At 53.5% G+C, this 15,209-nt stretch carries 13 protein-coding genes; 4 read left to right on the top strand and 9 right to left on the bottom strand.

The genetic code is table 11. The features are described 5' to 3' along the window. Positions 1-74: 74 nt before the first annotated feature. The 6 genes from accA to M2298_RS00950 form a co-directional block, all read right to left on the bottom strand. Entirely contained in the window at positions 75-1,031 is a 957-nt protein-coding gene (gene accA, locus M2298_RS00975; protein ID WP_063229170.1) for an acetyl-CoA carboxylase carboxyl transferase subunit alpha, read from the bottom strand. Further along, positions 998-1,942: an acetyl-CoA carboxylase, carboxyltransferase subunit beta gene (accD, locus tag M2298_RS00970; protein WP_280648104.1), complete on the bottom strand. Its 945-nt coding sequence runs from the start codon at positions 1,940-1,942 to the stop codon at positions 998-1,000. The genes accA and accD overlap by 34 nt, the downstream gene beginning before the upstream one ends. Positions 1,943-1,963: 21 nt before the next feature. Then, complete coding sequence (locus M2298_RS00965) at positions 1,964-2,146, bottom strand: glutamate decarboxylase (protein ID WP_122962904.1); 183 nt, start codon at positions 2,144-2,146, stop codon at positions 1,964-1,966. Positions 2,147-2,228: 82 nt separating this feature from the next. Further along, on the bottom strand, positions 2,229-2,900 hold the full coding sequence (locus M2298_RS00960) for a FadR/GntR family transcriptional regulator (protein WP_122962903.1): 672 nt from the start codon (positions 2,898-2,900) through the stop codon (positions 2,229-2,231). A 98-nt stretch (positions 2,901-2,998) separates the two neighbouring features. Continuing rightward, the gene (ystJ, locus tag M2298_RS00955) at positions 2,999-4,243 is read right to left on the bottom strand and encodes an NADP-dependent malic enzyme (protein WP_122962902.1); all 1,245 of its coding nucleotides are present in this window, start codon (positions 4,241-4,243) and stop codon (positions 2,999-3,001) included. 168 nt (positions 4,244-4,411) lie between these two features. Next, complete coding sequence (locus M2298_RS00950; protein WP_173596095.1) at positions 4,412-7,840, bottom strand: DNA polymerase III subunit alpha; 3,429 nt, start codon at positions 7,838-7,840, stop codon at positions 4,412-4,414. A 177-nt stretch (positions 7,841-8,017) separates the two neighbouring features. Between M2298_RS00950 and M2298_RS00945 the strand changes: the two genes are divergently transcribed. Then, positions 8,018-8,329: a YtpI family protein gene (locus M2298_RS00945; RefSeq protein ID WP_173596094.1), complete on the top strand. Its 312-nt coding sequence runs from the start codon at positions 8,018-8,020 to the stop codon at positions 8,327-8,329. 220 nt (positions 8,330-8,549) lie between these two features. Further along, complete coding sequence (locus M2298_RS00940) at positions 8,550-8,876, top strand: hypothetical protein (protein WP_122962899.1); 327 nt, start codon at positions 8,550-8,552, stop codon at positions 8,874-8,876. Between the two features lie 176 nt (positions 8,877-9,052). Here the strand turns inward: M2298_RS00940 and M2298_RS00935 are convergent, their stop codons facing one another. From M2298_RS00935 to M2298_RS00925, 3 genes are all read right to left on the bottom strand, one after another. After that, positions 9,053-9,691, bottom strand: a complete 639-nt coding sequence (locus M2298_RS00935; protein WP_122962898.1) for a DUF2087 domain-containing protein — start codon at positions 9,689-9,691, stop codon at positions 9,053-9,055. A 211-nt stretch (positions 9,692-9,902) separates the two neighbouring features. Beyond that, on the bottom strand, positions 9,903-11,213 hold the full coding sequence (locus M2298_RS00930) for a DRTGG domain-containing protein (protein WP_063229161.1): 1,311 nt from the start codon (positions 11,211-11,213) through the stop codon (positions 9,903-9,905). A gap of 214 nt (positions 11,214-11,427) precedes the next feature. Next, positions 11,428-12,585 (bottom strand): DUF445 domain-containing protein, encoded by a 1,158-nt coding sequence (locus M2298_RS00925; RefSeq protein ID WP_122962897.1) that lies wholly within the window; start codon positions 12,583-12,585, stop codon positions 11,428-11,430. A gap of 93 nt (positions 12,586-12,678) precedes the next feature. On the opposite strand from M2298_RS00925, the gene M2298_RS00920 reads away from it, so the two are divergent. Next, positions 12,679-14,112 (top strand): YheC/YheD family endospore coat-associated protein, encoded by a 1,434-nt coding sequence (locus M2298_RS00920; RefSeq protein WP_122962896.1) that lies wholly within the window; start codon positions 12,679-12,681, stop codon positions 14,110-14,112. A gap of 5 nt (positions 14,113-14,117) precedes the next feature. After that, entirely contained in the window at positions 14,118-15,209 is a 1,092-nt protein-coding gene (locus M2298_RS00915; protein ID WP_122962895.1) for a YheC/YheD family endospore coat-associated protein, read from the top strand.

Here is a 15,209-nt window from a genome sequence, read left to right as displayed (position 1 = left end):
GTCTGTGTTCAAACTATACGATCGTCCATCAATAGACTCAGTCTTTTTACCGCACAAAAAACGCCCCCTGTGACTTACAGGGAGGCGTATTCGCCGATTCGTTTGAACTTCTCATATCGGTCCTGTATCAGTTCATCCGGGCTCAAACGACCCAACTGTTCCAATTGCTCGGCAATCACCGTCTTGACCGCTGTTGCCTGCGCAATCAAGTCTCGATGCGCCCCGCCGAACGGCTCGTCAATGATGCCGTCGATCACGCCGAGCGCGAGCAAATCAGGAGCCGTAATTTTCATCGACTCCGCTGCGCGCATGCCAAGGCTGGAATCTCTCCACAAAATGGCCGCCGCGCTCTCCGGTGCAATCACGGAGTAATAGGAATTCTCCAGCATATAGATGCGATTGCCGACGCTGATCGCCAGCGCACCGCCGCTGCCGCCTTCGCCGATGACGATACAAATAATCGGCACGCGAAAAGTAGCCATTTCCCGCAAGTTGCGAGCAATCGCTTCGCTCTGGCCGCGCTCTTCTGCCGCTTTACCCGGATACGCTCCCGATGTGTTGATGAAACAAATAATCGGACGTCCGAATTTGTCGGCCTGCTGCATGATGCGCAGAGCTTTTCTGTACCCTTCAGGATGCGCCATCCCGAAATTGCGCTTGATGTTGTCCTTGGTGTCTTTGCCTTTTTGATGGCCGATCACAGTCACCGGACGACCGTCCAGCTTGGCGATGCCGCCCACGATCGAATGGTCATCCCCGTACAACCTGTCCCCGTGTACTTCTATAAAATCAGTAAAAAGAAGTTGAATATAGTCCAAAGTCGTTGGTCTTTCCGGGTGACGGGCCAGTTGGACGCGCTGCCACGGCGTCAAGTTGCCATAAATTTGTTCGGCAAGCTCTTTTGCCTTTTGCTCCAGACGCTTTACTTCGTCGGAGAAATCAATGCCTTTTTCTTCGGTAAAGCGGCGCAATTCCTTAATCTTGTCTTGCAATTCTACTAATGGCTTTTCAAAGGGGAGTTCGCCTGCCATATTTCCACTCCTTCCCGTGACGTGTGCATCTCTACCAGTTTGGACAGCGTTTGACGCATGTCCTTGCGATGTACGACCATGTCGAGCTGACCGTTTTTCAGCAAAAACTCCGCAGTCTGGAAGTCTTTTGGCAGCTCCTGGCGAATCGTTTGCTCAATGACGCGACGTCCCGCAAAGCCGATCATGGCTCCCGGTTCTGCGATATTGTAGTCGCCAAGGGAAGAGAAGCTTGCAGATACACCGCCATATGTAGGATTCGTCATGACCGAAACGAACAGCAAGCGCTCGCGGTCCAGTCTGGACAAAGCGGCACTGGTCTTCGCCATCTGCATCAGACTCAGTACGCCTTCCTGCATGCGCGCACCGCCGGATGCGGAGAACAGGATGAAAGGCAGACGCCGTTCGATCGCTTGCTCAATTGCACGCGTAATTTTTTCCCCGACAACCGAGCCCATGCTGGCCATGCGGAAGCGGGAATCCATAACCCCGATCACGATGCGGTTGCCGCCGAGCAAGCCCTCGCCAGTGATGATCGCTTCGTTCAAATTCGTGTTTGCCATATCCTGCTCCAGCTTTTCCAGATAGTCAGGGAACCCGAGCGGATTGGACGCGATCAGGTTCGCGTCAAACTCCTCTGTCAGGACACCTTCATCCAAAAGGGATTGCAACCGCTCTGGCGCGGACATGGAATAGTGAAACTGGCAGCCTTTGCATACGCGCAAGTTTTTTTCCAAATCCTTCGAGTAGTGGATCGTCTCACAATGTGGGCATTTATTCATCAATCCCTCAGGGACTTCCTTCTCCTTCGTACCCGCTTCCTTGCTAGCGTCGGTGGAAGCAGGGACACGTGCCAGCGTCTCGGAAGGGACAGTGGCAAATTTGCGCTTTTTCCCAAAAAGATCTTTTAGCACAGGTACACCCCACCTTTCTCATCAGTGAAGGATCGAGCCGAGTACATCCCGGACTTCGTTCAGTTCGCCTTCGGGCACAAGAATCTCGTATTGCTTCGAAACTCTCGCCTCGCGAACCTTGACCAAAAATCCTTCATCTGTCAAACGTTGCTGTATCCGTTCAGCTATTCTAGCGCTAGGAGCGATGTAGATGACCGTCCACATGCTGGCTTCCTCCTTCATCGTCCAATACAGGTCTGCATCATCATATCACAGCGCCAGCGCCCCTCGCAAATAGGAGTAAAATCTAGAGCTTGCTGTTCTCCAAGTGGTGCCTCATTCTCTCAACCGCGACAGTGACATCGCCTTCGCGAATCGCTTCCATGATCTCGCGATGCTCCTCCAATGCCATGCGCGCCCTGCCTTCCCGCGACAACGATTCAATCCGCACACTGTTGCTGTACTCTACCAAAGGCGTCCAGATGCGGTGCAAAATGGAGTTGCGGCTGGATCGGCAAATCACGCGGTGGAACTGGTAGTCTTCTTCTGTAGGAACCTCGCCTCTCTCTACCCGCTCTTGTGCGATCGCGAGAATCCGTTCCATTTCCTCGAAATGCTTGGGCGTGGCCCGTCTACAGGCGAGACGGACAGCATCGATCTCCAGCATCTTGCGCATTTCGATCAAGTCCTTCTTGGTTTTCGTATCCCGTAGGATAAAAAAGCCAAGAATATCGATCAGTCGGTTGTGCCGATAATGCTTGAGGAAAGTGCCTTCCCCGCGGCGCGTCTCGATGAGCCCGAGCAGCTCCAGCGCACGGAGGGCTTCGCGTACAGAGGAGCGACCAGCCCCTAATTGCTCAGACAACTCTCGCTCCGACGGAAGCTTGTCGCCAGGCCGTAAGTTTTGCTCCTGAATGATTGCATGCAATTGCAGGAGTATGCCTTCGTAAACCTTTCGATCTTGAGTCGAGTCGAGCACAATGATCCCCCTTAATGGCTGCTACTGGTGAAGTGAAGCACCCCCCACATATTCACGTCTGATACAGATGCTCGTGGAGGGTGTTTGACTGCACTTCCTTACACTTGCTGATAGGAAATGGCTGCCAGACTGGCTGTTTTCTCTTTTACTGCTTCCGGATCGACAGTGATGCGGGCAACGCCGCTCTCCATCGCTGCTTTGGCTACGGCTGCCGCCACATTTGGAGCGACGCGCGGATCAAACGGAGCAGGGATGACTTTTTCTGCGGAAAGCTCTTCTGGCGTGATCAGGTCCGCGATTGCGTACACGGCTGCCAGCTTCATGTCCTCGTTGATTTCAGTCGCGCGCGTATCGAGCGCCCCACGGAAAATGCCCGGGAAGGCAAGTACGTTGTTCACCTGGTTCGGGAAGTCGGAACGGCCTGTACCGACTACGGCTGCCCCTGCTTCTTTCGCCTCGCTCGGCATGATTTCCGGAGTCGGGTTCGCCATCGCGAAGATGATCGCATCGCGGTTCATGGAGCGAACCATGTCAGGAGTTACCGCGCCTGCTACCGATACGCCGATGAAGACGTCAGCGCCTTTCATCGCGTCAGCGAGATCGCCTTGCAGCTTGCTGCGGTTCGTGATTTTCGCCATCTCTTCTTTTACCGGGTTCATCCCGAATTGACGGCCTTCGTACACGATTCCTTTTGTATCAACCATGATCACTTCTTTTACGCCCATGGAAATCAAAAGTTTCATGATCGCGATACCAGCAGCGCCCGCACCGTTCGCTACCACGCGGATATCTTCGAGCTTTTTGTCAACCACGCGCAGGGCGTTGATCAGGCCCGCAGCCGTTACGATTGCTGTACCGTGCTGATCGTCGTGGAAAATCGGAATGTTTGTTTCGCGCTTCAGGCGCTCTTCTACCTCGAAGCATGCCGGAGCTGCGATATCTTCAAGGTTAACACCGCCAAAAGTCGGTTCGAGCAGCTTCACAGTTTCTACGATTTTGTCTACATCAGTCGTGTTCAGGCAGATCGGGAATGCGTCCACGCCTGCGAACGATTTGAACAGTACAGCTTTTCCTTCCATCACCGGCATAGCGGCTTCCGGTCCGATGTTGCCGAGACCGAGAACAGCGGTACCATCGCTCACGACTGCAACGAGGTTGCCCTTCATGGTGTATTCGTAAACTTTGGATTTGTCGTCAAAAATGTCTTTGCAAGGCTCAGCAACACCAGGAGAATAAGCAAGGCTCAGATCGCGAGCATTGCGAACGGGAACCTTGGTCACTGCCTCCAGCTTCCCTTTATTTTTTCGGTGAAGTTCCAGCGCTTCCTCTCTCAAACTAGACATCCATTACCACTCCATTTCACGATAGTCTTTCTATGATTGCCTGAACAGCCTCTTTATTGCTTGAAAGCCCTAAGTGGTCTGACCACTTAACGAGTTATGAATTCAATATATAGCAAAACCTGTTATCCTGTAAACCTGCCGAAAACGGCGAAAAAGGGAGGACATTCCTCATCCTCCCCAATTTATGGGCAATTCTTTCTGAATTACGCTGTCACGTCCCACAATATCTCGCGCTTGCTCCAAAAATGACTCGTCCACCTCGACCCGAATGTCCTCCGGCAGGCGAATTGTCTGTCTTTTTCCCTCGTAAAACAGAATCACAGGAATCGTTCCTTTTTTTTCGACAAACAGCCGTTGCAAACGTTGCAGTGTCGAATCGTGCTCCTGCTGGGCGGAAATTTTGACAAACAACACCGTCTCGGCGGTCGGCGCTTGCAGTGTCTCGGCATCCCAAAAGCGCGATGCGAGCAGCTTCACCATGTCATCCTGATGATCCACCCGCGCTTCGGCTACGACCATCCGCTCTTTGCCGAGCAAGTCGCCGTACTTGGCAAACACTTGCGGAAAGACGACCAGCTCCACCTGCGCGGTTTTGTCCTCCAGCACCAAAAACGCCATCGGGTCGCCCTTTTTCGTCTGGATGCGCTTTTCTTCCGTAATCATTCCGAACACTTTCACCGTTTTGTCGCGGGCCAGCTCGCTGAGCGCCGAAATAGCCGTCACTTCGGGGCGGGCAGCCACGTGCGCATACTGGTCGAGCGGATGGCCGGAAATGTACACGCCGATCAGTTCCCGTTCTTCTTTCAGCTGCTGGGCGCGTGACATCGGCGGCACTTCCGGGTATTCAGCCGGCTCGCGCAATGGCGCCGCTTGTTCTTCTCCCGCAAACAGGTCGAGCTGATTCGCGTCGCGCTCGATCCGCTTCGCATTCGTCTTGCCGACCGCCTCGTCCAAAAGCAGCAGCAACTGGCTGCGGTGACCAGGCAGCGAATCCAGCGCCCCGCAGAGCGTCAGCGATTCTACCACTCGTCTGTTCACGAGACGCGCATCTACTCTGGCGCAAAAATCGAAAACGTCCCGATACGGACGCACAGCCCGTTCTTTTACAATCGATTCGATCGCTCCATAGCCGACGTTTTTGACGGCAGCAAGCCCGAAACGAATCGCATCTTGTTCGACTGCAAAGGACGCCGTGCTTTTGTTGACATCCGGCCCCAGCACGCGAAGCCCCAGGCGCCGCGCCTCCTCCGTGTACTCGGCGATTCTCGTCTGCGAGCCGATCGACAGCGACAAAAGGGCTGCCATAAAAGCAAGCGGATAGGTCGCTTTCAAATACGCCATCTGGTAGGCGATGACCGCGTAGGCGACAGAGTGCGCTTTATTGAAGCCGTAATCGGCAAAGCGGACGATCAGATCGTACACTTGATGACCAAGCTCTTCGCCGTAGCCTTGACGGACGCAACCAGCCACGAACTTTTCCCGCTGCTCGGCCAACAGCTCGCGTTTTTTCTTTCCGACCGCCCGGCGCAAAATGTCTGCCTCACCCAAACTGAAGCCAGCGAGCGTAGACGAGATTTGCATAATTTGCTCCTGGTAGATCATGAAGCCGTGCGTCTCGCGCAAGATCGGCTCAAGCACCGGATGCGCGTAATGCACAGCGCTCTGGCCGTGCTTGGCGGCGATGTACTGCGGGATAATTTCCATCGGTCCCGGCCGATACAAGGCCAGCACAGCGATAATATCGTCCAGACTGGTCGGCTTCAGGTCGCGGAGCACGTTGCGCATCCCGCCGGACTCCAGCTGGAATACCCCTGTCGTCTCGCCGCGCGACAACATGCGGAACGTATTCGGATCATCCGTCGGAATGCTCTCCAGCTCAATCGCAATCCCCTGTTCATGCAGATGACGAAGTGTCTCCTGAATGATCGTCAAGTTGCGCAAGCCGAGAAAATCCATTTTCAACAGACCGACTTCCTCCAGCACCTCCATCGGATACTGCGTCAGTGCCAAGCCTTCGCTGCCCGTCTGCAACGGAACATAGCTGGTCAGCGGCTCCCGCGAGATCACGACGCCCGCCGCATGTGTCGAAGCATGGCGCGGCAAACCTTCCACGCCTTTTGCTGTCTCGATCAAAAGGGCGGCCTGTCTGTTTTCCTGGCACAGCTTGCCGATGTCCGGAATGAGCTTCATGGCACGGTCAATCGTCATGCCGGGAGATTGCGGAATCATTTTCGCTACCCGGTCGACGATCCCGACGGACAGGCCGAGTGCCCGGCCTACGTCGCGCACCGCAGCGCGAGCCGCCATCGTTCCAAACGTAATAATCTGGGCCACGCGGTCGTGACCGTATTTTTTCGCCACGTAATGGATGACTTCGTCGCGCCGCTCCACGGAAAAGTCGATATCGATATCGGGCATCGTCACCCGCTCCGGATTGAGAAACCGTTCAAACAGCAGATTGAAATGAAGCGGGTCTACGTTCGTTATTTTCAATGCGTAGGCGACGAGGCTTCCGGCAGCAGAACCCCGCCCTGGTCCGGTCGGAATCCCGTGCTGATGGGCGTAGCGCATGAAGTCCCAGACGATCAGGAAGTAATCGGTAAAGCCCGTGCCTGTAATGATCGACAGCTCGTGATCGAGACGCGCCTGTATGTCCGGCGTGATTGTCTTGTACCGCTCCCGGCAGCCTTGCTCGCATAGCGAACGCAAATATTGCGTCGAATCCCGGCCCTCCGGCAAGGGAAATTCCGGCAAAATGTGCGCCCCAAACGACAATGTGAGGTTGCATCTGTCCGCGATTTTTCCCGTGTTGGCAAGCGCTTCGGGTACGTAAGAAAAGGCGGCGGCCATTTCTGCTTCGCTTTTCAAATAGTATTGGTCGGTTTCGTAGCGGAAGCGGTTTTCCTCGTCGATGGTCTTGCCCTCTTTGATCGCGAGCAAAATATCGTGCTGGCGATGCTCGTTTTGCTTCACGTAGTGCACATTGTTCGTGACGACCAGCGGGATGCCCGTCTCCTGGCTCAGCTTGACCAGACGGGCATTGAGTCTGCGCTCGCTCTCCAGGCCGTGGTCAGCCAGCTCCAAAAAGTAATTCGCCTCGCCAAAAACGCGAAGGTGCCACAAGGCTGCTTCTTTCGCTGCCTCGGCTTCGCCAGCCAGCAAAAGCTGCGCAACCTCGCCCTGCTGGCAGCCGCTAAGGGCGATCAACCCTTCCGCATGCCGGACCAGCACTTCTTTGTTCAGGCGGGGAATCATGTAGTTTCCATCCGTATTGGCGATCGTGGCGAGCTTCAACAGATTGCGATAGCCCGCCTCATTTTCGGCAAGCACGATCAAATGGCTCGGGGGAGGCGCATTGCGCACGCGATCTTGCAAATTTCCTTCGATCACGTACAATTCCATCCCGATAATCGGCTTGATCTGGTTTTCTGTACATGCTTTATAAAAAGGGACAGCGCCATACAGATTGGCGTGATCCGTAATCGCCAGCGCAGTCATGCCCAGCTCTTTGGCACGCTCCACCAGCGCATCAATCCGCGCCGCTCCGTCTAGCAGGCTGTACTCCGTATGAACATGCAAATGGACAAAGGAGGTCATCTGGTTCCTTCCTCTCCTGTTTACGACTCGAATCGTGTAGTAGCTTTCTCTCTATCATTATACCGAAAGTAAGAGGATCGTGGGGAAACAAGAACGAACGTTCTTGTTTGAATTTGACCTTTCTTGCTTTGATTTGGTAGGATAATACCAGATTTGTTGGAAAGGATGAAGCCATCTATGTGGTCGGCCTTTTATTTGACCGGCGTTCTCGCTTCACTTGTAGCCAGCGTCTACTTCAGCATCCACGCACGCAGAAGAGGCATCCACCCGCTGGAATCCAGAATGACGCTGGGCAAAATGAACATCGCACTCGGCATTCTCGTATCTTTGTTCGGGCTTAACCAGTTTACGTTTGATACGCTCGATACGATCCGCATCGTGGTCGCGATCATCATGCTGATCGTCGGTGTGCTGAACCTGTACCTGGGAACCCGCAACTTTTTGCACTATCGCAGCGCCTGGCAGGCAGAATTGAAAAAAGGCAGCTGAGAGCTAAAAAAGCATGAGAACAGAGCGATTGTTCCACATGCTTTTTTCTGTATGGGGGCCTATGTGAAGCGAAGCCGAGAACAACAGGCGAGCAGCTTGCTACCAGTTCTGCATCGCTTGTGCTGCTGCTTTTTGCCAGCAACACGTTCCTTCTCACGTCGAATACGCGAGCCCTTCACTAAATGGGAAAATCGTGCGTTTTTGAAAGAGGGTGACCAACGTGAAATTCAATTTTATGTTCAGCCTGTCGCTGATATGTGGTTTGCTTGCTTCTGTTGGAACCATGATTCTTTGGTACTTTTTGCTTTACAACAAACCAACTGTTTCTGTCTTTACTGCACTTTGTTTGTTACTTCCCGCGATATTCGGTTTACTTACCTCGTTCCTTAAACAACCGCTGATCATTATTTCTTTTGTGATTTCCTTACCTTTAAGTCTTTACTTATTGATGACCGGAGATATGTTTACTCTATTTTTTATTGCTTCCATCCTGTATTTCATCTCTGCGGCTCTTAAATGGAAAATATCAAAAGTGAATTGGAATTAAGCGAAGAAGCAGCATGCTGAAATACTTTTCCTGTTTTCCCAATCGTTTGCCATGGCTAAACGCAATTAGTTCTCGCTATAATCAGTTTGTGTGACATTCTATTGTTTCCGACAACCTGAGCGCAGTGCCGACGGTTGTCTTTTTTTATATTTTTACCAAAAGGAATCATTTTCCTGTTAGCGCAATTCTTCTGCCTTGGCCCACATCTCTTCCGGATTCAGCTCGTAGATGCCCTCTTCGCGGTACATATAGTGGTTCATGACAAATTCGCGGCGAATCGTCGCGTAATCGTCGTGAAACTGGCGGATGTAGTCATTGATTTCCTGTTCCTTGTATTTGCGGCCAAACTCCAGCCCCCGCACCATGTATTCGAACACGATCAGCTTTTTCTTGCGCTGGGCCGGAATCTGCTTGAGCTTGCCGTCGGGGGTCAGGAAGCTTTTGATTACGTGCATCTGATCCGCTGCCATCTGGGACCTCCTCTGCTCCTGGATCGTTTTGGTTTCCTCATCTGCAAAAAGGTCTTCCTCCATCGTACCTTTCGCCCGTTCCAACACATTCAAAATCGCCTGGGTTTGCCGCTTCATGTTCGCTTCGTGCAAATAAAAGTAAATCGTGTTTTTGTCACGCCGCTCGTAGACGATTCCTGCATCGCGCAGCTTCGCCATATGGTGTGTAATCGTCGGCGGCGTCACTCCGAGCTTCCCTGCCAGCGCCTGCCCGTGCAGCGGTCCATTTGCCAACATCGCCAAAATCCGCACGCGAGTCGGGTCGCCGAGCGCTTTGTAAAAGGTGACGAGTTTATCGAGTTGCAAAAGAGATGCTCCTTTCTTCGCGGGAATGAACTCCAAAATCTAATTAGATATTTTTCTAATTAGATGATAGATTATTTTTGTTTGGTTTGTCAATCAGGCGGACGGGAAAGACGCCACGGCTCGCGAAGCCCTGCACTGCGGCCACTTCCCCAAGCAAAAAACAAAAAAAGAGCAGCCCCCCAAAGAGACTGCCCTCACCAACGATCCACTATTACCGATCAATAATCTGCGCCGTAATCATAGCCTGCCCCACAAGCTGCTCGCCGTGGTAAACCGACACCTCGACCTTACCGAAGCGGCGGCTGATGTCCAAAAGTCGCGGCTGCACCTGTATGTGGCTCTCCATCTGCACCGGCTTCAAAAAGTACACCGTAATATTTTCCGGCACCATGTCGCCGCGGCGATGCTGACGCAGCAAGTTACAGGCCGCTTCGACCATCACTGTCGTCATGATGCCACTGGCGATCGTTCCCAGGTGATTCGTCATCTGCGGCGTGACGTCGCCCAAGTAAATCAGCTCGTCTGCCTGACGCTCCTCGCGGAAATGCGACATGATCAGGTTCGGAAATGTTTCACTCATCTGCGGCTGCTTCGCCGTAAACTGGAGCGCCTTCAACACGTCGTTGCGGCTCAGCACGCCTACCAGCTTGCGATAATTGTCCACGACCGGCAACAGCTCGATCCCTTCCCACACCATCATGTGCGCCGACGAAGCGACAGACACGCGCGGCGAGGTCGTGATCGGATTTTTCGTCATGACCTTGTCGATCGTCGCCGTCTCCTCGTGGCCGATAATATCTTTCGAAGTCACGATCCCGATGAGCCGCATTTGCTCATCGACAACCGGAAAGCGCGTATCTTGATACAGCTCCGTGTACTGGTGCCATTTGGCGACTGTGTCGGACGGCAGCAGCACGGGCGTTTCAGCCAGCGGCTTTAGCACATCCTCGACCATGACGATTTCTTTTTTGATCAAACGGTCGTAGATGGCCCGGTTGATCATCGATGCTACCGTAAACGAGTCGTAGCTCGACGAAATGATCGGCAAAGCCAAACGATCCGCCAACTGCTTGATTTCCTCGCTCGTATCGAAGCCGCCCGTGATCAGAACGGCCGCTCCTTGCTGCAAGGCAATTTTGTGCGCCTGATAACGGTTTCCTACAATTAATAGACTGCCCGCGTCGATATAGCGCATCATCGCTTCCAGCTGCATCGCACCGATGACGAATTTGTTCAGCGTCTTGTGCAGCCCTTCCCGTCCGCCAAGCACATGGCCGTCGACGATGTTCACCACTTCCGCGAAAGTCAGCCGCTCTATGTTTTCTTTGTGCTTCTTCTCGATTCTCACTGTGCCGACACGTTCGATCGTACTGACGTATCCTTGTGTTTCCGCTTCCTTGATTGCGCGGTAGGCCGTACCCTCACTCACATCCAGGTCTTTGGCGATCTGCCGCACGGAAATCTTCGAACCGATCGGAAGGCGATCAATATGTTGCAAGATTTGTTCATGTTTCGTTGCCATATTGCTAATCCCCCTTCCTGGTCTCCCACCCGTTCCAATGTACGTGCGCTCCTTCGACCAATATACCCGAAGGCGCGACAAAAAAAAAGGGTAGCTTTTTTCAAGCTACCAACTCAGAAAGTATATCATTAAGGGGGTTTTCATCGTGCTTTTATCTTACCCAAGGAATATTACAGGATTATTACAGAGCCGTTACAGTTTCGTTTCAGTTTTCCTATCCCAGCCAATTCGCCAAAAGTCCCTGAACCAGTCCGATAATCCCGCCAAGAATAAAGCCGAGGACCGTAATCATCCGGAACTCTTTTCCCGAGATGCCGACCACCATTTCTTCGATCCGTTCGATCGGGAAGCCTTCCACCTGTCTCGTAACAATATCGCGAATCGCTAGACGGGAAAAGATTTTCTCGACGTTTGTCTGCAAAGACTCTACCATCCATTTCGCCAGGCGCGGAACGAGATCGTTTGTGACGGTTTGCTGAATCGGCGCGGTCAGGCGCGACATAGGCTGATCCACGAGTTGCAAACTCTGCGCTTCGATTCTCGCAAAAAGCGCGCGGGACCAGTCGTCGAGCTGATCGTGGCCGAGCCACTCCACCAGTTCCCCGACCGTTTTATCCAGCAGCTTGTCCGCCTCTTTGCGCAAAAACTGTTGCAAGCGCTCAGCCATCTCCGGGCTTTGCAAAAGCTCATCGAGATGCGGAACAATTTTGCCAATGATCTTGTCGTCTCCAAGAAACATGCCGACCAGCCCACCGAACATGCCCCCGCCTCCGCCGAGCATGCCTTTGACCATGCCTTGCAACGTTTGCTGTCCTTGCGGGGAGTACAAATACTCGCGAATCCGGCCCAACATATGGTGACTCGCCGAAGTCACCGCCCCGTCCAGGCGATCTATGCCTGCTTGTGGAAGCAGATCGCGCAGTTTTGTTTCTTCATATTGTGTAAACAACTGCTGGACAAAAGAATGCCATTTTTGCTGGACAGGGACGCGTACCGCTTCGCTCCATCCTCCGTCCTCGGTAAAAAGCTGGGGCACTGCCCGTTGCAGCGTTTGGCGCAACGTACGCTCATCCGCCATCCAGTCCGCAGCCAGGTTGTTCATCCAGCCCGCCAGCGTATTTTCCAGGTCGCCCTGGGCCAGCGCCCGCCTGACGCCTTCTGTCGTAAGCAAATGCTCCTCCACTAATCTGCCCATTTGTATCGCGATGTCGTCCCGCCTTCTCGGGATCAGTCCCGGGGTGAACGGAAGCTTCCAACTGCCGATATACCAAGGCTTGAGCGGTCGAAACAGCATGCGGATGGCGAGTTCGTTCGTAACGCCGCCGATCACAGAGCCTACGCCGATATTCACTAATACTATCCACAAGTTCATAAATACTAACAACCTTTCTTCTCTGCATGGCACCAAACGATTTGGCTACTCATACCATAGACTAACTTTATGCCTGATGGGAAGGGGATAGCCATGTCTTACGTTCCAACCATCGTCGTCGGATACGAGCCAAAGACGGAAGTAGACCTTTACCTGCCCCAGGCGCAAATGCGCAAATGGAATCTTTCTTCGCCCACAGCTACTGTCCAATTCGGAAGCAAAACGGTTCGCGCCCGTATCAGCGGCATTGATCGCAGCAACCAAACGCTTATCCGGCCTGCCTTGGCCCAGTCGCTCCGGCTGCCTACAGGAGGGCCCATGCTTGTGCGCTACAACGCAGATCAGCAAACTCTTGTTGTCGGGCCGTATGTAGGGATTCTCGTATCCTCTTACAATGCCCAATTTCCGCAATCCCCGTTTGGACCATTGTCCCCTTTTTTCAACGAAGTAGCCGATATTTGCCGCAAGCGCGGAGGGATTATCTGCGCATTCCGCCTACAAGACGTCAACTGGGATGCCGGGATCGTGCGCGGTCTTGTTCGCCGGGGCGGAGTGTGGCGCCAAAGAGTCTTGCCGTTGCCCCAATGTATTTACAATCGGCTCGTATCCCGCCAGCGGGAGCGCAGCGAGCAGATGGCCAACTGGTTGCAACGGTGCAAAGACGCCAACATTCCGTTTTTCAACGAACACTTTTTAAACAAGTGGCACGTGCATTCCGCTCTGCAAGATCAGGAGAGTGCTTCCGAACATCTTCCAGCCATGGTTCGCTATCAAAGTCTGGAAGATTTGCGGACGATGCTGTCCGAGCACCGGACGGTTTATGCAAAGCCGGCAAACGGCAGCATGGGTCGAGGGATTATCCGGCTGCGCCGAACGCAGGAGGGATATCAGCTCGCTCGCCCGGGCGGGTTTGGCAAAACATTTTCCAGCATAACGGGCTTGCATCAATATTTGAGCAAACAGACAAAAGGCAAACCTTATTTGCTGCAACAAGGTTTACCATTGATCGGCCTTCACGGACGGCCGACTGATTTTCGTGTATTGGTGCAAAAAAACCGGGCAGGCGAATGGGCCGTTACATCTATGGTTGCCCGTTTGGGATTGAATCGCATCGTTTCCAATATATCCAGAGGCGGCCAGATGATGACGCCCCTCCAGGCTCTGCGTGCCTGTGGGCCTTGGGCCAGTTCGGTTCGCCCATCCCCAGCCACACTAAAAGCTGTGGCGTTGAAGCTGTCTGTCTTGCTCGAAGAGGCGCTGCCCGGCCATTACGCTGAATTTGGTGTCGATCTCGGCGTCGATGTCCGCGGGCAAGTATGGCTATTGGAGGTTAACAGCAAGCCGTCCAAAACGGCCAATACCGTTCCTTTGCCTGAAGGCGTGGAAGAACCGCCCCGCCGCGCCCGGCCTTCCGTCGTACGCATGCTGGAATACGCATCATACATCAGTGGTTTTCCCCGGTCAGCCAAAACTAAAACCAGAACGGCAGCAGGAAAACCGAAGAGCAAGAAAAACAGGCGAAGGTGACCCACATGAGAGCAGACGAGCGAAGTCTTGGCATCATGACGCGCTGCCAAGGCTCCCACTTTGTAGACAAAGGCTATTACAAAAAGCTGACGCTTTACGGACGCAAGCACGGGATGCGTGTCTTCGTGTTCTCGCCGCGTCAGGTCAACTTTTCCTCGCGAACCGTAAGAGGCTTCGAGTACCGCAACGGATCATGGCAGCCGAACACTTTCCCGCTCCCCGCCTTGATCTACGATCGGTGCTTCGTTGGCCCATCTTATCGCCACTATAAACCATTTGTGGAAAAGTTGCAAAACGATCGCAACATTACATTTTTGGGGCATGGCCTGTCCGGCAAGTGGCAGGTGCACCAGATGCTGACCCAATCGCCGCAGTTGGCTTCCCTGTTGCCGCCGACCGAAATTTTATCGCTCGCCACGGTGAACGACATGCTGCAACAATACGGCGCCGTCGTCATCAAGCCAATGGCGGGAACGCATGGAATCGGCGTCGTGCGCATCAAGGAAACCAAAAGCGGCTACGAGGCCACAGGGCGGAACCGGGAGAACCAGCCGTTCCGCAGACTGATCCGCGACTCCGCCGGATTGAAAACTTTTATCGCCTCGTTCACTTCTGGTCGCAAGTTCCTTGTACAGCCCTATCTGAAGCTGCACACACCGGACGGCACCCCTTTTGATGTGAGGGTGCTCGTGCAAAAAAACGGGCAGGGTGATTGGGAGACAACCGGCAAGGCGGTCCGCTTGGGCGACAAGCGAAGTATCACCTCCAACCTGCACGGAGGCGGTAAAGCACAGCCGCTCTCCGCTTTCCTATCTCGTCATTTCAAGCCTGCCGTCCACTCCAAAATCGAGACGACCATCAATCAGGTGGCAGAAAAATTGCCACGCTTTTTGGAGGAGTGCCACGGCAGACTGGTGGAGCTGGGAATCGATGTCGGGATTGATACATCCGGAAACGTCTGGATTATCGAAGTCAACAGCAGGCCCGGCAGGACTGTCTTTCGCTTGATTGACGACCCGATCGCCAAACGTCACTCGATTACCCAGCCCGTTCGATACGCCCACTATCTCATGAAAGAGCGCGTAGGAGGTTACTAA

The sequence above is a fragment of the Brevibacillus sp. 1238 genome (assembly GCF_029892995.1).
GTDB classification, from domain to species: domain Bacteria; phylum Bacillota; class Bacilli; order Brevibacillales; family Brevibacillaceae; genus Brevibacillus; species Brevibacillus parabrevis.
Note: the sequence above shows the minus strand (reverse complement) of the source record. Positions and strands in the feature narration are given on the sequence as shown.

Bases quoted from the DNA above. Each gene is read 5' to 3' on its own strand.
- accA (WP_063229170.1), bottom strand. From the start codon at position 1,031: ATGGCAGGCGAACTCCCCTTTGAAAAGCCATTAGTAGAATTGCAAGAC.
- M2298_RS00965 (WP_122962904.1), bottom strand. From the start codon at position 2,146: ATGTGGACGGTCATCTACATCGCTCCTAGCGCTAGAATAGCTGAACGG.
- ystJ (WP_122962902.1), bottom strand. From the start codon at position 4,243: ATGTCTAGTTTGAGAGAGGAAGCGCTGGAACTTCACCGAAAAAATAAA.
- M2298_RS00950 (WP_173596095.1), bottom strand. From the start codon at position 7,840: ATGACCTCCTTTGTCCATTTGCATGTTCATACGGAGTACAGCCTGCTA.
- M2298_RS00945 (WP_173596094.1), top strand. From the start codon at position 8,018: ATGTGGTCGGCCTTTTATTTGACCGGCGTTCTCGCTTCACTTGTAGCC.
- M2298_RS00930 (WP_063229161.1), bottom strand. From the start codon at position 11,213: ATGGCAACGAAACATGAACAAATCTTGCAACATATTGATCGCCTTCCG.
- M2298_RS00925 (WP_122962897.1), bottom strand. From the start codon at position 12,585: ATGAACTTGTGGATAGTATTAGTGAATATCGGCGTAGGCTCTGTGATC.
- M2298_RS00920 (WP_122962896.1), top strand. From the start codon at position 12,679: ATGTCTTACGTTCCAACCATCGTCGTCGGATACGAGCCAAAGACGGAA.
- M2298_RS00915 (WP_122962895.1), top strand. From the start codon at position 14,118: ATGAGAGCAGACGAGCGAAGTCTTGGCATCATGACGCGCTGCCAAGGC.